The organism is Pseudomonas sp. ITEM 17296 (assembly GCF_028895205.1).
Classification (GTDB): Bacteria; Pseudomonadota; Gammaproteobacteria; order Pseudomonadales; family Pseudomonadaceae; genus Aquipseudomonas; species Aquipseudomonas kermanshahensis.
Genome location: NZ_WJRS01000007.1, coordinates 159,624 through 181,279 on the forward strand (window position 1 = coordinate 159,624; position 21,656 = coordinate 181,279).

The 21,656-nt window shown below is 63.3% G+C and carries 19 protein-coding genes and 1 pseudogene; 10 read left to right on the forward strand and 10 right to left on the reverse strand.

The genetic code is table 11. From position 1 onward, the window contains the following. Nucleotides 1–27: 27 nt before the first annotated feature. A complete protein-coding gene (locus GIB19_RS11110; protein ID WP_274885962.1) occupies nt 28–840 on the reverse strand; it encodes a crotonase/enoyl-CoA hydratase family protein in 813 nt (270 codons plus the stop codon). 150 nt (nt 841–990) lie between these two features. Between GIB19_RS11110 and nhaB the strand changes: the two genes are divergently transcribed. The 5 genes and pseudogenes from nhaB (at nt 991) to GIB19_RS11130 (ending at nt 4,937) form a co-directional block, all read left to right on the forward strand. Further along, nucleotides 991–2,493 (forward strand): sodium/proton antiporter NhaB, encoded by a 1,503-nt coding sequence (gene nhaB / locus GIB19_RS11115; protein ID WP_027592754.1) that lies wholly within the window; start codon nt 991–993, stop codon nt 2,491–2,493. A gap of 92 nt (nt 2,494–2,585) precedes the next feature. Next, nucleotides 2,586–3,137, forward strand: a complete 552-nt coding sequence (locus tag GIB19_RS11120) for a lipocalin family protein (RefSeq protein WP_099428804.1) — start codon at nt 2,586–2,588, stop codon at nt 3,135–3,137. Nucleotides 3,138–3,219: 82 nt separating this feature from the next. Then, nucleotides 3,220–3,519, forward strand: a pseudogene (locus GIB19_RS28380) (NIPSNAP family protein); the annotation flags it as partial. Next, complete coding sequence (locus GIB19_RS28385; protein WP_446731378.1) at nt 3,514–3,960, forward strand: NUDIX hydrolase; 447 nt, start codon at nt 3,514–3,516, stop codon at nt 3,958–3,960. The pseudogene GIB19_RS28380 and the gene GIB19_RS28385, both read left to right, overlap by 6 nt. A 17-nt stretch (nt 3,961–3,977) precedes the next feature. Next, on the forward strand, nt 3,978–4,937 hold the full coding sequence (locus GIB19_RS11130) for a ribonuclease Z (RefSeq protein WP_274885964.1): 960 nt from the start codon (nt 3,978–3,980) through the stop codon (nt 4,935–4,937). A 339-nt stretch (nt 4,938–5,276) separates the two neighbouring features. Here GIB19_RS11130 and GIB19_RS11135 read toward each other — a convergent pair whose 3' ends face one another. Both GIB19_RS11135 and GIB19_RS11140 read right to left on the reverse strand, forming a co-directional pair. Next, nucleotides 5,277–6,560, reverse strand: a complete 1,284-nt coding sequence (locus GIB19_RS11135; RefSeq protein WP_274885965.1) for a Zn-dependent hydrolase — start codon at nt 6,558–6,560, stop codon at nt 5,277–5,279. A gap of 31 nt (nt 6,561–6,591) precedes the next feature. Then, nucleotides 6,592–8,082, reverse strand: coding sequence for an NCS1 family nucleobase:cation symporter-1 (locus GIB19_RS11140; protein ID WP_274885967.1), 1,491 nt, complete (start codon nt 8,080–8,082; stop codon nt 6,592–6,594). A 625-nt stretch (nt 8,083–8,707) separates the two neighbouring features. Here GIB19_RS11140 and hydA point away from each other — a divergent pair. From hydA to preA, 3 genes are all read left to right on the forward strand, one after another. Further along, nucleotides 8,708–10,147 carry a dihydropyrimidinase gene (hydA, locus tag GIB19_RS11145; protein WP_265967913.1) on the forward strand — a complete coding sequence of 480 codons (1,440 nt, stop codon included), beginning with the start codon at nt 8,708–8,710 and terminating at the stop codon, nt 10,145–10,147. Between the two features lie 107 nt (nt 10,148–10,254). Beyond that, nucleotides 10,255–11,622 (forward strand): NAD(P)-dependent oxidoreductase, encoded by a 1,368-nt coding sequence (locus GIB19_RS11150; protein ID WP_085272990.1) that lies wholly within the window; start codon nt 10,255–10,257, stop codon nt 11,620–11,622. Then, entirely contained in the window at nt 11,623–12,897 is a 1,275-nt protein-coding gene (preA, locus tag GIB19_RS11155; protein WP_085272989.1) for an NAD-dependent dihydropyrimidine dehydrogenase subunit PreA, read from the forward strand. It abuts the gene before it with no gap. 141 nt (nt 12,898–13,038) lie between these two features. Here preA and GIB19_RS11160 read toward each other — a convergent pair whose 3' ends face one another. From GIB19_RS11160 to gnd, 7 genes are all read right to left on the reverse strand, one after another. Next, nucleotides 13,039–13,434 carry a DUF4440 domain-containing protein gene (locus GIB19_RS11160; RefSeq protein ID WP_274885969.1) on the reverse strand — a complete coding sequence of 132 codons (396 nt, stop codon included), beginning with the start codon at nt 13,432–13,434 and terminating at the stop codon, nt 13,039–13,041. Between the two features lie 2 nt (nt 13,435–13,436). Beyond that, nucleotides 13,437–14,057, reverse strand: coding sequence for a TetR/AcrR family transcriptional regulator (locus GIB19_RS11165; RefSeq protein WP_027592763.1), 621 nt, complete (start codon nt 14,055–14,057; stop codon nt 13,437–13,439). After that, nucleotides 14,057–14,413 (reverse strand): VOC family protein, encoded by a 357-nt coding sequence (locus GIB19_RS11170; RefSeq protein WP_099454755.1) that lies wholly within the window; start codon nt 14,411–14,413, stop codon nt 14,057–14,059. Before GIB19_RS11170 ends, GIB19_RS11165 begins: the two co-directional genes overlap by 1 nt. A 62-nt stretch (nt 14,414–14,475) precedes the next feature. After that, nucleotides 14,476–14,751, reverse strand: coding sequence for a HigA family addiction module antitoxin (locus GIB19_RS11175; RefSeq protein ID WP_274885970.1), 276 nt, complete (start codon nt 14,749–14,751; stop codon nt 14,476–14,478). Beyond that, nucleotides 14,744–16,540: a glycoside hydrolase family 15 protein gene (locus tag GIB19_RS11180; RefSeq protein WP_274885971.1), complete on the reverse strand. Its 1,797-nt coding sequence runs from the start codon at nt 16,538–16,540 to the stop codon at nt 14,744–14,746. Before GIB19_RS11180 ends, GIB19_RS11175 begins: the two co-directional genes overlap by 8 nt. Nucleotides 16,541–16,688: 148 nt before the next feature. After that, complete coding sequence (gene zwf / locus GIB19_RS11185; RefSeq protein WP_027592766.1) at nt 16,689–18,194, reverse strand: glucose-6-phosphate dehydrogenase; 1,506 nt, start codon at nt 18,192–18,194, stop codon at nt 16,689–16,691. Continuing rightward, entirely contained in the window at nt 18,191–19,174 is a 984-nt protein-coding gene (gnd, locus tag GIB19_RS11190; RefSeq protein WP_274885973.1) for a phosphogluconate dehydrogenase (NAD(+)-dependent, decarboxylating), read from the reverse strand. The genes zwf and gnd overlap by 4 nt, the downstream gene beginning before the upstream one ends. Nucleotides 19,175–19,378: 204 nt before the next feature. Here gnd and GIB19_RS11195 point away from each other — a divergent pair, with 204 nt between their 5' ends. Continuing rightward, nucleotides 19,379–19,546, forward strand: a complete 168-nt coding sequence (locus GIB19_RS11195; protein WP_172960344.1) for a DUF6026 family protein — start codon at nt 19,379–19,381, stop codon at nt 19,544–19,546. Between the two features lie 545 nt (nt 19,547–20,091). Beyond that, on the forward strand, nt 20,092–21,651 hold the full coding sequence (gene glgA / locus GIB19_RS11200) for a glycogen synthase GlgA (RefSeq protein ID WP_099428793.1): 1,560 nt from the start codon (nt 20,092–20,094) through the stop codon (nt 21,649–21,651). Nucleotides 21,652–21,656 lie beyond the last annotated feature (5 nt).

The window sequence follows — 21,656 nt, forward strand, 5'->3', positions numbered from 1 at the left end:
TTCCTTGCTGCGCGCCCCCCGACCCAGTCAGTCGGCGAACGTCGGTTTCTGTTTGCTCATGTGCGCCGCCACGGCCACGCGCAGGTCTTCGGACTGCAGCATCGCGGCGTTCCAGGTGGCGATGTATTCCAGGCCATCGTCAATGCGATGGTCACGCATATAGCTGAGCATTTCCTTGGTGCCGGCCACGGCGATCGGCGATTTTGCGGCAATCTCACGGGCGATGGCAAAGACCCCGTCAAGCAGCGCGGCCTGATCATCATAGACCCGGTTGACCAGGCCGATGCGCAGCGCCTCATCGGCCTCGACGTTGCGCCCGGTGAATGCCAGCTCGCGCATGATGCCGTCGCCAATGATACGTGGCAAACGTTGCAGCGTGCCGACATCGGCGGCCATGCCCATGTCGATTTCCTTGATCGAGAACTGCGCATCTTGGCTGCAGTAGCGCATGTCGCACGCCGAGATGAGGTCGATGGCGCCCCCAATGCAGTAGCCCTGGACTGCCGCCAGCACCGGCTTGCGGCATTTGTCGACGGCATTGAACGACGCCTGCAGGCGCACGATGGTGCTGCGCAGCAAGCGCGCATTACGGCCAACGTCCTTGCCCAACTGGCCGGCCAGCGAGGCTAGCATCATCAGGTCGATGCCGGCAGAGAAATGCTTGCCCGCACCGCTGATGACAACGGCGCGCACCGCATCGGTGTCGTCGACCCACTGGAAGATGTCGATGATCTCCTCCCAGAAGGCAGCATTCATCGCGTTGACTTTCTCGGGGCGGTTGATCTGGACGTGGGCGATGCTATCAGTCAGTTCAACCTTGAACGCGCTGTACTCGGTCACGGGCGGCACTCCTGCTGGGAAAGGGTCATAACGCAGGATGTTAACCCAGCCAGGAGGCCGCACTTGTGCCAAAAGCAGGACGGCAAATCTTGCCTAAGTCGGCACGATCCGGCACCGTGCGCCATCGCTGAATCATAAGGATACATATTCATGCCCCGCTCCCTGCCCGGTGCGCTCGCCCACAACTTCCTGGGCCAGTCACCGCTTTGGTACAAGGCTGTCATCGGCCTGTTCCTGGTGCTCAACCCATTGCTGCTGCTGACTGCAGGCCCGGTCACGGCGGGCTGGGTGCTGGTGATCGAATTCATCTTTACCTTGGGCATGGCGCTGAAGTGCTACCCGTTGATGCCGGGTGGCTTGTTGCTGGTCGAAGCACTGCTGCTCGAGATGACCACCCCGCAGGCCCTGTACGAAGAGCTGCTGCACAACTTTCCGGTGATCCTGCTGTTGATGTTCATGGTCGCCGGCATTCACTTCATGAAAGAGCTGCTGCTGTTCCTGTTCTCGCGGATCTTGCTCGGTGTGCGCTCGAAGGCGGCCCTGTCGCTGCTGTTCTGCGTGCTGTCAGCGTTCCTCTCGGCCTTTCTCGATGCGCTGACAGTCACGGCGGTGATCATCAGCGCTGCCGTAGGCTTCTACGCGGTCTTTCACCGCGTTGCCTCGGGCGCCAACCCGCGTGAAGAAAGCGCGCTCGACAGCGACCAGCATATCCCGCAACTGCACCGTGAAGACCTCGACCAGTTCCGCGCCTTCCTGCGCAGCCTGTTGATGCACGGTGCGGTCGGCACTGCATTGGGCGGCGTGTGCACGCTGGTGGGCGAACCACAGAACCTGCTGATCGGCCATGAGATGGGCTGGCACTTCGCCGACTTCTTCCTCAAGGTCGCCCCGGTGTCGTTGCCGGTGCTCGGCGCCGGGCTGCTGACCTGCGTAGCGCTGGAAAAACTGCGCCTGTTCGGCTACGGCACACTGATGCCTGAACGCGTGCGCCAGGTGCTGGCCGCCTACGCCGCGGAAGATGACGCCGCGCGTACGCCGGCCCAGCGTGCCGCGCTGTGGGTACAAGGCAGCGCCGCGCTGATCCTGATCATCTGCCTGGGCCTGCACATTGCCGAAGTGGGCCTGATCGGCCTGCTGGTGATCGTGTTGATCACTGCGTTCACCGGCATCACCGACGAACACCGCCTGGGCCGCGCCTTCCAGGATGCCATGCCGTTCACCGCGCTGTTGGTGGTGTTCTTCGCCGTGGTCGCGGTGATCCATCAGCAGCAGTTGTTCAGCCCGCTGATTGCCTGGGTACTGGCGCTGCCTGCCGAACAACAACCGGGCATGCTGTACCTGGCCAACGGTTTGCTGTCGGCGATCAGCGACAACGTGTTCGTCGCCACCATCTACATTACCGAGGTCAAGCAGGCCTTCATGAACGGCGGCATGAGCCGCGAGCATTTCGAGACGCTGGCGGTGGCGATCAATACCGGCACCAACCTGCCAAGCGTGGCGACGCCGAATGGGCAGGCGGCGTTCCTGTTCCTGCTGACCTCGGCGATTGCACCACTGATCCGCCTGTCGTATGGGCGCATGGTGTGGATGGCGCTGCCCTATACCGTGGTCATGGGTGGGCTGGGCTGGTGGGCGGTGACTTACTGGCTGTAAAACCTGGCGGCGTGGGGATATTCGATACAACTTTTCCCGCACGCCCGCATCGAAGCAAAGGTAAATCCCCATCCGCTTCAAGGAGGTTCGCTATGGCGATGCGCACGGCACTGATGCTTTCCTGCATGACCCTTGCCCTGGTCGGCTGCGCGGGTTCAAACGATGAACACCGCACGCCGCCGACCACCCAGCAGGTCGACCTGCAACGCTACCAGGGCACCTGGTATGAGCTGGCGCGCTTGCCGATGTTCTTCCAGCGCAACTGCGTGCAATCCGAAGCGCGTTACGGCCTGCGTGAGGACGGGCGCATCGACGTCAACAACCGCTGCAAGGAAAAGGACGGCCAGTGGAACGAGGCCAAGGGCATCGCCGAAGCCCAGCAACCGGGCAAGACCGACAAGCTCTGGGTGCAGTTCGACAACTGGTTCAGCCGGCTGGCTCCGGGCCTGACCAAGGGTGAGTACTGGGTGCTTTACCACGACAAGGACTACCGCGTGGCACTGGTCGGGCACCCCAACCGCGAGTACCTGTGGCTGCTTTCGCGCACGCCGGCAATCACCGACCAGGAACGCGAGCAACTGCTGTCGATTGCCCGCAAGCAAGGCTACGACACCAGCAAGCTGATCTGGCGCCAGGAAGGCTAGCCCGCTGCACGGCTGGCACGTCGACGACGCGGGGCAATCAGGCTAAGGTGTGCGCCCCGCCTCCCCTCGAAGGAACGAGCCGTTGATCACCTGCCACGTCAAATACACCGTCGACCCTTACCAGCTGCCGGCCTTCGAGGCCTATTCGCGCCTGTGGATGCGCCTGGTCACGCGCATGGGCGGCAAGCACCATGGCTATTTCCTGCCTGCCGAAGGTGCTAACAACATCGCCTACTGCCTGTTCAGTTTTTCCAGCCTGGCCGCCTACGAGCAGTACCGCAAGCAGGCAGAGACCGACCCGGAATGCATCGCTGCAGTCGCCCTGGCCACTGAGCAACGGTTCATCCACAGCTATGAACGCAGCTTCCTCAAGCCGCTGCTCGAACCGCGCATTCGCTCGCTGGCGCTGTGCGTTTTCCATCACCAAGGGAAGATTCTGGTCAACGTTTTCGACGACCCGGTGACGCATCAGACGCTGTGCCGCCCACTCGGAGGTGGCATCGAGTTTGGTGAGCGGGGCCGTGACGCCATCGCCCGGGAAATCGAAGAAGAACTGGGGCAGTCGATCAGCGATGTGCGGTTGCTCGGCACGTTGGAGAGCTTGTTCCACTATGCCGATACGCCGGGGCATGAGATTGTGCAGGTATTCGATGCACGCTTCGACGACGCCAGCCTTTACCAGCAGACCTGGGTAGAAGGCCGCGAGTCCGACGGCAGCCCCTTCCGCGCCCGGTGGTGCGACAGCGCCGACTTCGACCGCATCGGCCCGCTTGTGCCGCAGGGCCTGCAAGCGTTGTTGCGCGACCTGTCGCTGCTGGGCTGAAGCAAAGGAGCCTGATCATGGACCTGCTGTTTCTAGGCACCAGTGCCGGGGTGCCGACCAAGGCCCGCAACGTCAGTGCCACGGCCCTCATCGAGGCCAGCGGCAGCCACTGGTACCTGATCGATTGCGGCGAAGGCACGCAGCATCGGCTGCTGCAGACGCCGCTGTCGATACGCGACCTGCGCGGCATCTTCATCACCCATGTACACGGCGACCATTGCTTCGGCCTGCCCGGCCTGCTGGCCAGCGCCGGGATGAGCGGGCGTACCCAGCCGCTGGATATCATCCTGCCCGCCGCCCTGCATGACTGGGTGCGCCTGGGCTTGACCGCCAGCGACACTTACCTGCCTTTCGAGGTGCGCCTGCTCGCCGTTGAAAGCCTGACTGACTGGCGTAGCGACACGCTGCAGGTCAGTACCGTGCAGCTGTCGCACCGGGTGCCGAGCGTGGGCTTCGTGTTCACCGAGCTCAACCCTGAACCGCGCCTGGACGTGCAGCGCCTGGATGCCGAAGGCATTCCACGCGGGCCGTTGTGGGGCGACCTGGCCAAAGGGCTGTCGGTCGAGCATGAGGGGCGGACCCTGCACGGCCAGGACTACCTGCGCGCATCGCGGCCGGCGCGACGGGTGATCGTATGCGGTGACAACGACAACCCCGAGCTTTTGGCGGAGGCGGCCAAGCGCGCGGATGTGATGGTGCATGAAGCGACCTTTACCCAGGCGGTCGTCGAGCGCACGGGGGCTACCTTCGGCCACAGCACAGCAGCGCAAGTGGCACGGTTTGCCGAGGCGGCGGGTGTGCGCAACCTGGTGCTCACGCATTTCAGTGCACGCTACCAGGGCGATCCGCGGCGCAGCCCGTGCATCGACGATATACGTGTGGAGGCCCTGGCGCATTACAGCGGGCATCTGACCTTGGCGCAGGACCTGCAGCGGTATCACATTGGGCGGGATGGGTGTCTTGTGGTGGTGGGGTAGATAGGGTTGCGGCTGATAGGTGCATGCCGTTAGGGCTGTGGCGCCTATGAGATCGAGCGCCGCCCGCGCGGCGCTTCGCAGCACAAGGCTGCTCCCACATCTGTTTCGGGCCAGTTATTCCTGAGGCATGGGCGCGCGGCCCCTTGGTGCCCACCTTGATATCGAGTCGGACAAACAAGGCGGTCGCGCGCAGACTTCACAGGCCTCACTGGCCCGAAACAAATGTGGGAGCAGCCTTGTGCTGCGAAGCGCCGCGCGGGCGGCGCTCGATCTCACAGGCGATGAAACCCTCACGCCAGGCACCCGTCAGCCGAACCACCCCCTCAAGACATACCGCCCCTACGCCGCCAACCGCCCACTGGCAATCGCCTCCGACGCCGCCAGCATGGCCCGCAACAACACCGCACACCCCGCCGCCAGGTCCTCCGGTGTGGCGTTCTCGATTTCGTTGTGGCTGATGCCATTCTCGCAAGGCACGAAGATCATCCCCGCTGGCCCCAATTCGGCCAGGAAGATCGCGTCATGCCCCGCTCCACTGACGATATCCATGTGCGGCAGGCCCAGCGCACCTGCCGAATCGCGCACGGCATCGACGCAGGCCTTGTCGAAATACAGCGCCGGAAAATCCGCCGTAGGGATCAGCTCATGCGCCAGGCCATGCTTGGCGCAGGTGCTTTCGATCACCCCGCGCACTTCGGCAATCATCGCGCCCAGTTGCTCGCCCTCAAGGTGACGGAAGTCCAGGGTCATGCGCACCTCACCCGGGATCACATTGCGTGACCCTGGGTAGGCCTGCAGGCAACCCACCGTGCCACAGGCATGTGGCTGGTGCCCAAGGGCCGTACGGTTGACTGCCTCGACCACGGCGGCTGCGCCCACCAAGGCATCCTTGCGCAAGTGCATAGGCGTTGGGCCGGCATGGGCTTCGACCCCGCGCAAGGTCAGGTCGAACCACTTCTGGCCCAGCGCACCCAACACCACGCCGATGGTCTTGGCCTGGTCTTCAAGGATCGGCCCCTGCTCGATATGCGCTTCGAAATAAGCCCCCACCGGGTGGCCGAGTACCGCGCGCTGGCCGGCGTAGCCGATAGCATCGAGCGCCTCGCCAACACTCACCCCCTGTGCATCACGCTTGGCCAGCGTCTCTTCCAGCGTGAACTTACCGGCGAACACCCCAGAGCCCATCATGCAGGGGGCAAAGCGCGAACCCTCCTCGTTGGTCCATACCACCACTTCCAGCGGCGCTTCGGTTTCAACGCCGAGGTCGTTGAGGGTGCGGATCACCTCCAGCCCGGCCATCACCCCATAACAGCCATCAAACTTGCCGCCGGTGGGCTGGGTATCAATATGGCTGCCGGTCATCACCGGTGGCAGCTTGGGGTTGCGCCCCGGGCGGCGGGCAAAAATATTGCCGACCGCATCGACACTCACGGTGCAACCGGCTGCCTCGCACCACTCGACGAAGAGGTCGCGGGCCTGGCGGTCGAGGTCGGTCAGCGCCAGCCGGCAAACACCGCCTTTGGCCGTGGCGCCGAGGCGGGCAAGGTCCATCAGCGATTGCCACAGGCGTGCGCTGTCGACGTGGCGGGCGGTGGTCTTGAGGATATCGTGGACTGGAGTCATGGGTTTTCCCCTCAGGCTTTTTTGTTGTTTATCAAGGCAACGGCTTGGCCAACCGCGCCGGGCTGCGCGCCGCCAAGCCACCGAGGACGTAGTACAACGCCCCACCCAGCAGCGAGCCGGTGAACCAGCCATAGTCGTAGAACCAGCTGAAACTGCTGTTGCCGATCGACATCACGGTCAGCGCCACCGGGACGCCGAAGGCGGCAAACCCAGCCCAGTTCCAGGCCGGATACACGTCATCGCGGTACAACCCAGCCAAATCCAGGCGCTGGCGACGGATCAGGAAGTAGTCCACCACCATGATCCCGGCAATCGGCCCGAGCAGGCTCGAGTAACCCAGCAACCAGTTCGAATAAACGCTTTCCAGGCTCAGGTCCGAGACGATCCAGCCCAGCTTCTTGAGCAGTTCATGGCCCATCAGCGCCAAGCCGATAAACCCGGTCAGCCACACCGCGCGGCTTCGCCCGATCAGGCGTGGCGCGATGTTCTGGAAGTCGTTGGTGGGCGAGACGATGTTCGCCGCCGTGTTGGTCGACAACGTGGCGATCACGATCAACGCCATCGCCAGCGCCACCCAGCCCGGGCTTTGGATCTTGCCGATCAGGCTGACCGGGTCAGACACCGTTTCACCCACCAGCGACGCGGACGCTGCAGTCAGCACCACACCCAATGCCGCGAACAGGAACATGGTCAGCGGCAGGCCGAAGATCTGCCCCAGTATCTGGTCCTTCTGGCTTTTGGCGTACCGGCTGAAGTCGGGAATGTTCAGCGAGAGCGTGGCCCAGAAACCGACCATGGCGGTGAGCCCGGCACAGAAGTAGCTGACCACGCTAGCGCCCTCTGGCCGCTTGGGCGGCTGCGCCAGCAACTCGGTCATCGACATGTGCGGCAGTGCCCAGAACAGCAGGCCCACGCCCACCGCCACCAGCAACGGCGCCGAAAGCGTTTCGAGCCACTTGATCGACTCCGCCCCGCGCAACACCACCCACAAGTTGAGGGCCCAGAAAATCATGAAGCCGATCACCTCCCCGGTGCCCTCCAGGGCCTTCCAGCCATCGAACATCGAGCCGAGGAACAGGTGAATGGCCAGGCCGCCGAACATCGTCTGGATACCGAACCAGCCGCAGGCCACCACCGCGCGAATCAAGCACGGCACGTTCGAGCCGAGGATGCCAAACGAGGAACGCAACAGCACCGGAAACGGGATGCCGTACTTGGTGCCAGGGAACGCGTTGAGGGTCAGCGGGATCAGCACGATGAGGTTGGCCAGCAGGATCGCCAGCAGCGCCTCGCCCACGCTCAGGCCAAAGTAGGCCGTGAGCACGCCGCCGAGGGTGTAGGTGGGCACGCAGATGGACATACCCACCCACAGGGCGGTGATGTGCCATTTGTTCCAGGTGCGTTGGTGCACCTTGGTGGGTGCGATGTCGTGGTTGTAGCGCGAGCTGTCGAGCACGTCAGTGCCTGCCTCCAGCTCGAACAGGCCATCCTGCTCGATCACTTGCGATCTGCTCTGTTGCATGGGGCCTTCTCCAGGTTTTTCTAATTGTTTGCTCATCGGGCTAAAGCGATGGCCGGAGTACACACACCACCAGTACTGCTCCTCCGGTCCGGCCTGGCGGTTGTGGCCGTACTCAAATTACGTGCCGGGTTGGCCTGAGCCGTCCCGGGTGGCCGCCGCCGACCGGAGGTAATCAACTGAACTGCAAGGCATTTATCGACGCAAAGCGAAAGCACGGTTATCCCTTCGCCTGCCTGTTGCGCCCGCTCAAGCCAGGCTTGCGCCCGGCGCGTGTTTCAAACCGGTGCAGCCTGTTTTTTCAACCGCGCGGCAGGCGTCTTCTGGCCCGCTATCAAGCAGCTGATTTTGCATGGAAAATCTTGACCAATTTGGCTTCTTGTCAAGTGCGTCAAAATGGTGAAAGGCCTCACCATTTTGGTGATTCAAACAATAATTATCTAAATATCAATAAGTTATGAAAGTTATAAGCTCATAAATTATTTTCTTGAACAATCCCAAATCACCATCTAGATTCCATTCTTGTCAGGTCTGACAGGATTGTAGGCTAGCCTTCGATCACCGGCAGTCACTGGCGTATAACAATTCAAGAACCGGCCCAGACCGGTCAGCCTGCGAGGAAGACGGCATGTCCCTGTTGATCCGTGGTGCCACCGTGATCACCCACGAAGAGCGTTACACCGCCGATGTCCTGTGTGTCGATGGCCTGATAGCGGCCATTGGCGCAAACCTCGAACCGCCCACCGACTGCGAAATCCTCGACGGCAGTGGCCAGTACCTGATGCCCGGCGGCATCGACCCGCACACCCACATGCAGCTGCCCTTCATGGGTACCGTGGCCAGCGAAGACTTCTTCAGCGGCACCGCTGCCGGCCTGGCCGGTGGTACCACCTCGATCATCGACTTCGTCATCCCCAACCCGCAGCAGTCATTGCTGGAGGCCTTTCACACCTGGCGTGGCTGGGCGCAAAAGAGTGCCTGCGACTACGGCTTCCACGTCGCCATTACCTGGTGGAGCGAGCAGGTCGCAGAAGAGATGGGCGAACTGGTCGCCAACCACGGGGTGAACAGCTTCAAGCACTTCATGGCGTACAAGAACGCCATCATGGCGGCCGACGACACCTTGGTCGCCAGCTTCGAGCGCTGCCTGCAACTGGGCGCGGTGCCAACCGTGCATGCCGAGAACGGCGAGCTGGTCTACCACCTGCAGAAAAAGCTGCTGGCCCAAGGCCTGACCGGGCCAGAGGCACACCCGCTGTCGCGCCCTTCGCAGGTCGAAGGCGAGGCGGCCAGCCGGGCTATCCGTATTGCCGAAACCATCGGTACGCCACTGTATGTGGTGCACATCTCGAGCCGCGAAGCCCTGGACGAGATCACCTACGCCCGGGCCAAAGGCCAGCCGGTGTACGGTGAGGTACTGCCAGGCCACCTGCTGCTCGACGACAGCGTCTACCGCAATCCGGATTGGGCCACGGCCGCAGGCTATGTGATGAGCCCGCCCTTCCGCCCGCGGGAACACCAGGAAGCCCTGTGGCGCGGCCTGCAGTCGGGCAACCTGCACACCACCGCCACCGACCACTGCTGCTTCTGCGCCGAACAAAAGGCCATGGGCCGCGACGACTTCAGCCGCATCCCCAATGGCACCGCCGGTATCGAAGACCGCATGGCGGTGCTGTGGGATGCGGGGGTCAACAGTGGGCGCCTGTCGATGCAGGAGTTCGTCGCGCTGACCTCCACCAACACGGCCAAGATCTTCAACCTGTTCCCGCGCAAGGGCGCGATCCGCGTCGGTGCCGACGCTGACCTGGTGCTGTGGGACCCGCAGGGCACGCGCACGATCTCGGCGCAAACCCACCACCAGCGCGTGGACTTCAACATTTTCGAAGGCCGCACCGTTCGCGGCATCCCCAGCCACACCATCAGCCAGGGCCGTGTGCTGTGGGCCGATGGCGACTTGCGCGCCGAACCTGGCGCCGGTCGTTACGTGGAGCGCCCGGCCTACCCCTCGGTGTACGAGGTGTTGGGCCGCCGCGCCGAGCAACAGCGCCCGACACCCGTTCAGCGCTGAGCATTACCCGCACTGCACCTGCACTGCCGTACCGGCCCTGAAGAGGCCGGGCGGCGCCGTATTGCCGTTGACTGCCACATCCAAAAAAGAAAAGAGAGGCTACAACCGTGATCGATGCCCTGAACCACTTGCCGCGCCCCCGGGCCGGCGCCGACCAGCTGGCCGAGCGCTTCGGCGATCTCGCCCCTCCCCTCACCGCCCGCCAGGCCGCCGTGGAGAGCGCACGCTGCCTGTATTGCTACGACGCGCCCTGCGTCAATGCGTGCCCCAGCGAAATCGACATTCCCTCGTTCATCCACCGCATCAGTGATGAGAACCTGCAAGGCGCCGCCGAACGCATTCTCTCGGCCAATATTCTCGGCGGCAGTTGCGCCCGTGTCTGCCCGACCGAAATCCTCTGCCAACAGGCCTGCGTACGCAACAACGCCCAAGAATGCGCACCGGTGCTGATCGGCCAGTTGCAACGCTATGCGCTGGACAACGCGCACTTCACCGAGCACCCCTTCACCCGCTCACCCGCCACCGGCAAGCGCATCGCCGTGGTCGGCGCCGGCCCTGCGGGGTTGTCCTGCGCGCACCGCCTGGCCATGCATGGGCATGACGTGGTGGTGTTCGAAGCCTGCGAAAAAGCCGGTGGCCTCAATGAATACGGCATCGCCCGCTACAAACTGGTAGACGACTACGCCCAGCGCGAAGTGGAATTCCTGCTGGGCATCGGTGGCATAGAAATCCGCCACGGCCAACGCCTGGGGGACAACCTTGGCCTGGGCGAGCTGCGCGATCAATACGACGCGGTGTTCCTGGGCCTGGGCCTGAATGCGGTGCGCCAGCTCGGCTTGGCCGATGAAGAGGCACCTGGGGTGCTCGCCGCCACGCAGTACATCCGCGAACTGCGCCAGGCCGATGACCTGAGCCAACTGCCGCTGGCCGACCGCTGCCTGGTGATCGGCGCCGGCAACACCGCCATCGACATGGCCGTGCAGATGAGCCGCCTGGGCGCCCGTGACGTCAACCTGGTGTACCGCCGCGGCCACGCCGACATGGGCGCCACCGATCACGAGCAAGACATCGCCAAGGCCAACCAAGTGCGCCTGCACACCTGGGCGCGCCCCGAAGCGGTACTGCTGGACGATGCCGGCCAGGTGCGCGGCATGCGCTTCGCCCGCACCGAGCTTGCCGACGGGCGCCTGCGCGACACCGGGGAAACCTTCGAGCTGGCCGCCGATGCGATCTTCAAGGCCATCGGCCAACGCTTCGATGACGCCAGCCTCGCCGACCCCGTGGCGGCGCAACTGGCCCGCGAGGGTGAACGCATCCGCGTCGATGCGCACATGCGCACCAGCCTGGCGGGCGTCTACGCGGGCGGCGACTGCACCGCCCTGGGCCAGGACCTCACCGTCCAGGCTGTGCAGCACGGCAAGCTGGCCGCTGAAGCCATCCATGCCCAACTCATGCTCAACGTGGAGGCAGCGTAAATGGCCGACTTGTCTATCGAATTTGCCGGCATCAAGGCACCCAACCCATTCTGGCTGGCCTCGGCGCCCCCCACCGACAAGGCCTACAACGTGGTCCGCGCCTTCGAGGCTGGCTGGGGCGGTGTGGTCTGGAAAACCCTGGGCGAAGACCCGGCGGCGGTCAACGTGTCGTCGCGCTACTCGGCGCACTACGGCCCCAACCGCCAGGTGCAGGGGATCAACAACATCGAACTGATCACCGACCGCTCGCTGGAGATCAACCTGCGCGAGATCACCCAGGTGAAGAAGGACTGGCCCGACCGTGCGCTGATCGTGTCGTTGATGGTGCCGTGCGAGGAAGAATCCTGGAAGTTCATCTTGCCCCTGGTGGAGGCCACGGGCGCTGACGGTATCGAGCTGAACTTCGGCTGCCCCCACGGCATGCCTGAGCGCGGCATGGGCGCGGCAGTCGGCCAGGTGCCGGAGTATGTGGAAATGGTCACCCGCTGGTGCAAGACCTATTGCGCCCTGCCGGTGATCGTAAAGCTCACACCCAACATCACCGACATTCGCCAGTCGGCCCGCGCCGCTCACCGTGGCGGGGCGGATGCGGTGTCGTTGATCAACACCATCAACTCGATCACCAGCGTGGACCTGGACCGCATGGTGGCCCACCCCATTGTCGGCGACCAGAGCACCCATGGCGGCTATTGCGGTTCGGCGGTCAAGCCGATCGCGCTGAACATGGTCGCGGAAATCGCCCGCGACCCGGAAACACGCGGCTTGCCCATCTGTGGCATCGGCGGTATCGGCAACTGGCGAGACGCGGCCGAGTTCATTGCCCTGGGCAGTGGCGCCGTGCAGGTGTGCACGGCAGCGATGCTGCACGGCTTCCGCATTGTCGAAGACATGAAAGATGGCCTGGCGCGCTGGATGGACCAGCATGGGCACCGCAACCTGGAAGCGTTCAGAGGCCAGGCGGTGGGGCACACCACCGACTGGAAGTACCTGGACATCAACTACAAGTCAGTGGCGCACATTGACCAGGACGCCTGCATTGGGTGCGGTCGCTGCCATATCGCCTGTGAAGATACCTCGCACCAGGCCATTGCCAGCACGGCCAAGGCCGACGGCACCCACGTCTACAGCGTGATCGAGGAGGAATGCGTGGGCTGCAACCTGTGCCAGATCACCTGCCCGGTGGAAAACTGCATCGACATGGTGGCGCAGGATACCGGCAAGCCTTACCTGAACTGGACACAGGATCCGCGTAACCCCTATCGCGAGGCGAGCTGAGGCTGAAAAGGCCGGGGCCGCTGCGCAGCCCTTCGCGGGGCAAGCCCGCTCCCACAGGCGTTGTGTGCTTTTTCAGGCAGGCAGAAATCCTGTGCGAGCGGGCTTGCCCCGCGAAGGGCTGCGAAGCGGCCCCAACTCTGGTCAAACCACCGCCGTCTCATGCAGGTACACCCACACCACGCGCTGCTCGCCACACTCAACAATCGCCAACGAATACCGCGCAGTCTCCTGCCCCTGCAACCGGTGGGTCTCCTTGTAGCGCACCGCCACACTCGCTCCCGCCTCCCACACTACCTGCACGTCGCTGACCTCGATTTCCAGCCCTGGCCGAGCGCCGGCCCCCCGCTCGAACAACTGCCCCACCTGCTGGCGATCAACAATCGCGCCCATCGTGGTGACCATACTGAAGTTGTCGGCAAACACCGCCATCAACTCGTTGCGAAGCGCCTCGGTCTGCGCAGCGGGCCGGGTGAATACGGCATGGATCAGATCATGTACATCGTGGATGCTGCGTACAGCCCGTTCACTCAAGCTCATATTCAAGGTTCCAAACCAATGCCGCGCAGGATGACGCTGGTCACCGTCTGCACCGCGTTTTCAAACGCCCTGTCCGACAACGCCTCGCCGCCATTGAGCAACGCCACCTGATAACCGAAGTCCGCATAGTGCTGGGTCGATGCCCAGATCATGTACAGCAGTGCAGACGGCTCCACCGGCAGGATGCGCCCTTCTTCCACCCAACGGCGGATCTTGGCCTCCTTCAGCTTTGCCCACGGCACGAGGCTTTCATCCAGGCTCACGCCCAGCACAGGCGCCCCGTGCAGCATTTCTTCAGCCCAGATCTTGGAACCCAGCGAGCGCGAGCGCGAGTGGCCCATCTTGGCCCGGATGTAACTGGTGAGCACCACCCGTGGGTCATCGAAATTTTCGAAGCACAGCGCGTCCTGCTTCCACACATCCAGCAGGTCCTGCAGCACCGCGCGGAACAGTTCGTCCTTGGTACTGAAGTAGTAATGCAGGTTGGAGCGGGGCAACTCAGCTTGCTCGGCGATATCACCCATAGAGGTAGCGCCGTAGCCTTTTTCGGCGAACACCTTTTCCGCCGCCTGAAGAATTTTCTCGATATTGCGCCGACGGATCTCGATCTTGTGGTTGGCCATTAAGGTTGGGCCGTCCACACCGCCAGCTCATAGCCGTCCGGGTCCACGAAATGGAACCGGCGCCCCCCCGGGAACGCAAACGTTGCCCGGCTTATCAGCGCCCCCGCCGCCTCGATCCGCTGCTGCGTTGCCTCTAGATCGTCCGCATACAGGATGACCAGCGGGCCACCCGGGCGCACCGGCTCACCCGTGGTAAAGCCCCCGGTCAGGCGACCATCGCTGAACTCCGTGTAGCTGGGCCCGTAATCGGTGAAACGCCAGCCAAACACGCTGCCGTAAAAAGCCTTGCTCCGTGCGATATCGCCGACGTTGAATTCGATGTTGTCGATCTGCCGATCGTGGCCACGAACGCTCATGCATAGTCCTTGCTGAGAGAGGTAATTGCCCCAGTCTACTCCGGTCGTTTCGCCCAATCGAATCAGGCAGCCTGGAACAATCGCGTGACCACGGGCTGCTGACGGTGACGCGCTTGCCAAATGTCGTAATCGGCCTGGATGGCAAGCCAGAGCCTGGCCGTACTGATACCGGCCATTTCCAGGCGTAATGCGAGGTCTGGAGACATTGCGGCACGGCCATGCAACACCCGAGAAAGCGCTTCACGCGAGAACCCCAGGTGCGACGCAAAGGCTTTCACCGTCAGGCCCAACGCCGGCAGAACGTCCTCACGCACACATGCAGGTAGCACACTATCCACACCGCGCCCGGTCCCGCGCCGGGCACTGCGCACGGTGCAGGTTCAGTGCCGTGTTGATGATGCCGATATGGCTGAACGCCTGTGGGAAGTTGCCCAGCATTCGCTTGCCGGCCGGGTCGTACTGCTCCGCCAGCAAACCCAGGTCGTTGCACAGGCCGCTCAGCCGTTCGTACAAGGCTTGCGCCTGCGCTTGCCGGCCCAGCAGGACATAGACGTCGGCGAGCCAGAACGAACACACCAGGAAGGTGCCCTCGCCCGGGGTCAGGCCATCGCTGCAGCTGTCGGTGTCATAGCGCAACAGCAAGCCATTTTTCAGCAGACGCTGCTCGATTTCCTGCAGGGTACGCAGAAAACGAGGGTCATCCGCTGGCAAAAAACCGGTCAAGGCGATGTGCAGCAGGCTGGCGTCCAACTCGTTGGCGCCATAGGCCTGCACGAAAAATGTGCCGCTGGGGTCCAGCCCGTTCTCACACACTTCCCGATGGATCTCATCCGCCACCTGGCGGTAATGCCGCCCGCGCGCGCGGTCTTCTTCGGTGGTGTCGGCCAACCCTGCGGCGCGGTCGAATGCCACCCAGGCCATCACCTTGGAGTGCACGAAATGCTGCCGGCCGCCGCGCACTTCCCAGATACCTTCATCGGGCTCGCGCCAGATGCGCTCGACATACGGCAGGATCAACCGGGCAATCGCGGCGCTGCGTGGGTGGCGGGGCAAACCGCCTTTGATTGCCTGGCTCATGGCATCGGCCAGTTCGCCGTAGATATCCAGCTGCCGCTGCCCCGACGCCGCGTTGCCCACCCGCACCGGCTGCGAGTGCTCGTAACCGGCCAACCACGGTAAGGTGTATTCCTGCAGGTCGCGCTCGCCGGCCAGGCCGTACATGATCTGCATCTGCTCGGGGTTGCCGGCGACTGAACGCAGCAGCCATTCACGCCAGGCCTGGGCTTCGTCGAAGTAGCCAAGGTTCATGAACGCCAACAAGGTCATGGTGGCGTCGCGCAGCCAGCAGAAGCGGTAGTCCCAGTTGCGTTCACCGCCGATACGTTCGGGCAGCGACGTGGTAACCGCGGCAACGATCCCGCCGGTGGGCGCGTAGGTCATCGCCTTGAGCGTGAGCAGCGAACGACGCACCAGCGCGGTATAGGGGCCGACCTCCGGGCAGCGGGCGGCAAAGGCCTGCCATTGGTCGATGGTTTGCCCCAGCGCGGTGTCGACATCGCAATCGGGCTGAACAGGCAGGTGCGAGGGCTGGTGGCGCAGGCTGAAGACCTGGCGTTCACCGGCACGCACGCGAAAACGTGCAACGGTGTGGTGGTCGCGGGCATGCGGGGGCACGGTGCTGCTGAGGATCAGCCGGTCTGGGCCGGCGACGGCGCTGAGGGTCAAGGGGTCGAGCCGTTCCACCCACGGCACGCTGCGGCCGTAGTCGAAACGCATCACCAGGTCCATTTCGAAGTTGGTTTCGCCAGCCAGGCCTTCGACGATGCGGATGACCGCGTTGACCTCGCCCAAAGGCATCAAGTCCAGCACGCGGGCCCGGCCTGAGGCGGTGACCCAGGTGGTTTCCAGCACCAGGGTGTCGTCCAGGTATTGCCGGCTGGTGTGTTCGACCGGGTCGCAGGGGGCCAGGCGCCAACGGCCGTTTTCATCGTTGCCCAACAGCGCTGCGAATACCGCCGGGGCGTCGAAGCGCGGCAGGCACAGCCAGTCGAGCGAGCCATCCCGGCTGACCAGGGCGGCGCTGCGGCAATTGCCGAGCAGGGCGTAGTCTTCGATAGCTGCGGGCATTGGGTCTCCTTTCAATTGAGCCGGGTCTGTTGCCTGTACTGGCCTCTTCGCGGGCAAGCCCGCTCCTACAGGTTCTGCACAGTGCTCAAGACTGTGGGAGCGGGCTTGCCCGCGAAGAGGCCGGCACAGGCAACACCGCTTGATCAGGTCACCCCAGGCGGTGCCATTCCCGCTTGTCCCGGGTCAGCAGTTCATTGCCAGCCTCGGGCCCATCCTCACCCGCCGGGTATTCATGCACCTCCCCTTCCTTGGCCCAGGCATCGAGAAACGGCTGCACCGCGCGCCAGCCGTTCTCGATGTTGTCGGCGCGCTGGAACAAGGTCTGATCGCCGGTCAGGCAGTCGTAGATCAGCGTCTCGTAGCCCGTCGCCGGGGTCATCTTGAAGAAATCCTTGTAGGCAAAACCCAGCTCGACGTTCTCCATCACCAGCTCCGGCCCTGGGCGCTTGGCCTGCAAGTCGAACCACATGCCCTCATTGGGCTGGATCTGGATTTTCAGGTAGTTGGGCTTGGGCCGTTCCAGCTCCGACTCGCGAAACTGCGCATACGGCGCAGGCTTGAAGCAGATGGCGATCTCGGTGTCGCGCACGCTCATGCGCTTGCCGGTACGCAGGTAGAACGGCACGCCGGCCCAGCGCCAGTTGTCGATCATCACCTTCAGCGCCACGTAGGTTTCGGTCTGGCTGTTTTCCGCTACGTTGGCCTCCTGGCGGTAACCGGCCAAGCGCTTGCGCCCCTGCTTGCCAGCGCTGTACTGACCGCGCACGGAGTTCTTCAGCGCCATCTTCGTCGACCACGGGCGAATGGCACCGATCACCTTGGCCTTTTCACCACGCACCGCATCCGCGCCAAAGGCGGCCGGCGGCTCCATGGCGACCATCGCCAGCAACTGGAACAAGTGGTTGGGGACCATGTCGCGCAGGGCCCCGGTGTTGTCGTAGAACGCACCCCGGGTCTCGACGCCAACGGTCTCGGCGGCGGTAATTTGCACATGATCGATGTAGTGGTTGTTCCAGAACGACTCGAACAGGCCGTTGGAGAAGCGGCTGACCAGGATGTTCTGCACCGTCTCTTTACCCAGGTAATGGTCGATGCGGTAGATCTGCCGCTCGCCCATCACCTTCAGCAAACAGGCGTTGAGCGCCTCGGCGCTGGCAAGGTCGGTCCCGAAAGGTTTCTCCACCACGACCCGACGGAAGCCCCCGCCGGACTCATCGAGCAAGCCGGCCTGGCCCAGGCGTTGGGCCACTTCGGGGAAGAAGCGTGGTGATGTCGCCAGGTAGAAAATCGCGTTGCCATGCCGGGTCGCGTCGATGCGCTTGGCGATGGCCTGGTAAGTGGCCGGGTCCAGAAAGTCGCCGGTCTGGTAGTCGAGCTGTTTGGCCAGGCGCGCCCAGAGCTTTTCGTCCAGGCACTTGGCGCCCCCCTCACTGCCCTTGTCCCGCTCCAGCATGAACGCGTGCAGCCGGTCGGCGAACGCTTCGGCAGTGGCCGCATTGTGGTCGACGCCGACAATGCGCAGGTTGCGGTCCAGCAACCCGTCGCGGCTGAGGTTGTACAGCGCCGGCATCAGCAGGCGCTTGACCAGGTCGCCATTGGCGCCAAACAGAAACAAGGTACAAGGCGGTGCAGCAGGGATCGTCTGTTTAGTCATTCGCCTTTCTTCTCGACATGGCCACCGAAGCCCAGGCGCATGGCCGAGAGGATCTTGTCACCGTAAGTGCCCTGCTGCTGGCGCGAGCGGAAGCGGGCGAACAGCGCGCTGGACAGCACTGGCACTGGCACGGCTTGCTCAACGGCGGCGTCGATGGTCCAGCGGCCTTCGCCACTGTCCGACACCGAACCACTGAACTGCGCCAACTGCGGGTCGGCCACCAAGGCGTCAGCGGTGAGGTCGAGCAGCCAGGAGGTGACCACACTGCCACGACGCCAGACTTCAGCGATTTCGGCCACGTTGAGGTCGAAACGCTGTTCTTCCGGCAGCTCGTTGCCGCCTTTGCTGCGCAGCAAATCGAAGCCTTCGGCGTAGGCCTGCATCAGGCCGTATTCGATGCCGTTGTGGACCATTTTCACGTAGTGACCGGCGCCGGGCGGGCCGGCGTGAATGTAGCCATGCTCGGCGCGCTGGTGCTCGCCTTCGCGGCCATGGGTGCGCGGGATGTCGCCAACGCCGGGTGCCAACGCCTTGAACAGCGGCTCCAGGCGTTCAAACACGTCCTTTTCGCCACCGATCATCATGCAGTAGCCACGGTCCAGCCCCCACACGCCACCCGAGGTGCCGACATCCAGGTAATGCAGGCCACATTTGGCCAGTTCGCCCGCACGGCGCATGTCGTCTTTATAGAAGGTGTTGCCACCGTCGATGATCGCATCGCCCGGTTCCAGCAGCTCGGCCAGTTGCGCGATGGTCTGCTCGGTAGGCTCCCCGGCCGGCAGCATCACCCACACCGCGCGCGGTGCCTTGAGTTTCTGTACCAGTGCACCGAGGTCGTGTGCACCTTGGGCTCCCTCGCCCTCCAGCCCCACGATAGCGTCACGGTTGCGGTCGTGCACCACGGTGCGGTGGCCGGCGCGCATCAGGCGCCTTGCAATATTGCCGCCCATGCGGCCCAGCCCGACGATTCCCAGTTGCATGAGCCGATGCTCCCCTTGCGAAATAGATGACGACTACAGTTCAGCGTTTCAGATTAGTCCAGCGTACCGCCGAAGGGTTCAGCGACGAACGGCAAGACCACGATAAACAAAAAAGTTCCCACGGGCGGTGAAAGAATTCAGAATGCGCCCCGCGTGAAGCGACTACGCTTTATCTGTCACCAGCCAAAACCGCGAGGTGTGTTCATGGGTACCTTGATGCCTGCTGCTCCAACCCAGACCCTCTATGTGTCCGTGCGCCGTGATGAGCTGCGCAAATTGAAGGACGAACGTGACCAGCTGCGCCAGCAGGTCGCTCAGTTGCACAGAATGCTCGAGCAAGCACGCGCCAGCGAGAACGTCGTCACTCTCTGATTCCCCCCTCCTCCAGTGGGAGCTGAACAGCTCCCACGCTGCTGCACCGCACCCCTCTCTAAACCTCCATTAGCACGCACCAAAATGGCGCACTCTTTTGCCTTGCGCGACCCAATGATGCATGTCGATAACCCCGTGCCCCACCCTTGATCACCCCTGTTCACATCCAGTCACATTCGCCAACGTTTGCGTCTAAATCAGCCATAACGAAAGTGACCAGTGGGTCACCTTTTTTACTTCTTCTCTCCTACACTCAGCTTTCGGCCCGCCATTTGCTCAGAGGAAGAGTGACGTAGAAAAGTCGAACTTTCACAAACGGCGGTGGGTCAGGAATTAAGTAGGGCACGTGCAAAGGGGGCTTCCCCAGCCAGGGCCCGCCAACCCCAATCAGTCCAATCGCCGTCGGCCGGAATGCTGATCGCGTTGAGCCTGTGCGCACGACTCAGGGGCATGGATAGCACTACACAGTTTTGTATTAGAGAGAACCAACACGAGATAACACCACGGGTGCCAGCACCCGGCCAAGCATAGGGACGGAGAGAAGTATGATCAGTGCCGCTGTCGAGCCTCACGTAGATTCATTCAACCCGGACAACCGCGAGCCGCTTACCCCGGATTTCGCCACGACAGGCAAGGCACCCGGCGCCCAGCGCCAGCACAACCCGAACAAACGCAAGATTCTGTTCGTCACCTCGGAGATCGCCGACCTGGTCAAGACCGGCGGCCTGGGCGATGTCTCCGCCGCCCTGCCCCGCGCCTTGGCGCATTTGCATGATGTACGGGTACTGATCCCCGGCTACCGCCAGGTGATGGAAAGCGACAACCCGATTCACATTGTCGGCGAACTGGGCGGCCATGCGGCGCTGCCGCCGTGCAAGATCGGGCGCATGGACCTGGCTGACGGCCTGGTCATCTATGTGTTGATCTGCCCTGAGTTGTACCAGCGTGACGGCACTCCCTATGGTGCCAACAATGGTCGCGACTGGCCCGATAACCACATCCGCTTCGCCCGCCTGGGCTTGGCCGCCGCCGAAATTGCCGCAGGCGAAGGCATGATCCACTGGAAGCCCGAAGTGGTGCACGCCCACGACTGGCCCGCCGGCCTGGCCCCGGCCTACATGCATTGGCGCGGGCTGAACACGCCGACGTTGTTCACCATTCACAACCTGGCCTACCAGGGCGTCTATAGCCGTGGCTGCAGCCCGGAACTGGCGATCCCCGAGCATGCCATGCAGCAAGAAGGCATGGAGTTCTACGGCAAGCTGTCGTTCCTCAAGGCGGGCCTGGCCTACTCCAGCCACATCACCACGGTCAGCGCCACCTATGCCCGGGAAATCACCACGCCGGAGTTTGGCTGCGGCCTGGATGGTTTCCTCTCGGCCAAGGCCCAGCAAGGCCTGCTAGGTGGCATCCCCAACGGCATCGACGAAAGCTGGGATTCGGCCACCGACAAACACCTGCAACACAACTTCAGCATCAACGACTGGGCCGGCAAGGCGCGTAACACCGAAGCGGTGCGCCAGTTGTTCGAGCTGGAACCTTCCGAAGGGCCGTTGTTTGCCGTGGTCTCGCGCCTGGTCTACCAGAAAGGCCTGGACCTGACCCTGGGCGTGGCCGACTACATCGTCGAGCAAGGCGGGCAGATCGCGATCATCGGCCGTGGCGAACCGGAAGAAGAACAGGCCATGCGCGAACTGGCGCTGCGTCACCCAGGCCGCATCGGCGTGCGCATCGGCTTCAACGAAACTGATGCCCGGCGCATGTTCGCCGGCAGTGATTTCCTGCTGATGCCCTCGCGCTATGAGCCATGCGGCCTCAGCCAGATGTACGCGCAGCGCTTCGGGTCGCTGCCGGTGGCGCGTAATACCGGTGGCCTGGCCGACACCATCGAGTGCGGTGTCACCGGCTTCCTGTTCAACGAATCGACCGTCGAGAGCTACCGTGAGGCGCTCAGCCGCGCCTTCTATGTCTACGGCAAGAAAGACCTGCTCAACGCCATGCGCTGCCTGTCGATGACCCAGCCGTTCAACTGGTGCCAGGCGGTGGAACCCTACGCCCGCCTTTACGAGGACTTGGTCAAGCAGGCACAGGTCAGCCATTACTGAGCGGA

Bases quoted from the DNA above. Each gene is read 5' to 3' on its own strand.
- nhaB (WP_027592754.1), top strand. From the start codon at position 991: ATGCCCCGCTCCCTGCCCGGTGCGCTCGCCCACAACTTCCTGGGCCAG.
- GIB19_RS11120 (WP_099428804.1), top strand. From the start codon at position 2,586: ATGGCGATGCGCACGGCACTGATGCTTTCCTGCATGACCCTTGCCCTG.
- GIB19_RS11130 (WP_274885964.1), top strand. From the start codon at position 3,978: ATGGACCTGCTGTTTCTAGGCACCAGTGCCGGGGTGCCGACCAAGGCC.
- GIB19_RS11135 (WP_274885965.1), bottom strand. From the start codon at position 6,560: ATGACTCCAGTCCACGATATCCTCAAGACCACCGCCCGCCACGTCGAC.
- GIB19_RS11140 (WP_274885967.1), bottom strand. From the start codon at position 8,082: ATGCAACAGAGCAGATCGCAAGTGATCGAGCAGGATGGCCTGTTCGAG.
- hydA (WP_265967913.1), top strand. From the start codon at position 8,708: ATGTCCCTGTTGATCCGTGGTGCCACCGTGATCACCCACGAAGAGCGT.
- preA (WP_085272989.1), top strand. From the start codon at position 11,623: ATGGCCGACTTGTCTATCGAATTTGCCGGCATCAAGGCACCCAACCCA.
- GIB19_RS11160 (WP_274885969.1), bottom strand. From the start codon at position 13,434: ATGAGCTTGAGTGAACGGGCTGTACGCAGCATCCACGATGTACATGAT.
- GIB19_RS11165 (WP_027592763.1), bottom strand. From the start codon at position 14,057: ATGGCCAACCACAAGATCGAGATCCGTCGGCGCAATATCGAGAAAATT.
- GIB19_RS11170 (WP_099454755.1), bottom strand. From the start codon at position 14,413: ATGAGCGTTCGTGGCCACGATCGGCAGATCGACAACATCGAATTCAAC.
- GIB19_RS11180 (WP_274885971.1), bottom strand. From the start codon at position 16,540: ATGCCCGCAGCTATCGAAGACTACGCCCTGCTCGGCAATTGCCGCAGC.
- zwf (WP_027592766.1), bottom strand. From the start codon at position 18,194: ATGACTAAACAGACGATCCCTGCTGCACCGCCTTGTACCTTGTTTCTG.
- gnd (WP_274885973.1), bottom strand. From the start codon at position 19,174: ATGCAACTGGGAATCGTCGGGCTGGGCCGCATGGGCGGCAATATTGCA.
- GIB19_RS11195 (WP_172960344.1), top strand. From the start codon at position 19,379: ATGGGTACCTTGATGCCTGCTGCTCCAACCCAGACCCTCTATGTGTCC.
- glgA (WP_099428793.1), top strand. From the start codon at position 20,092: ATGATCAGTGCCGCTGTCGAGCCTCACGTAGATTCATTCAACCCGGAC.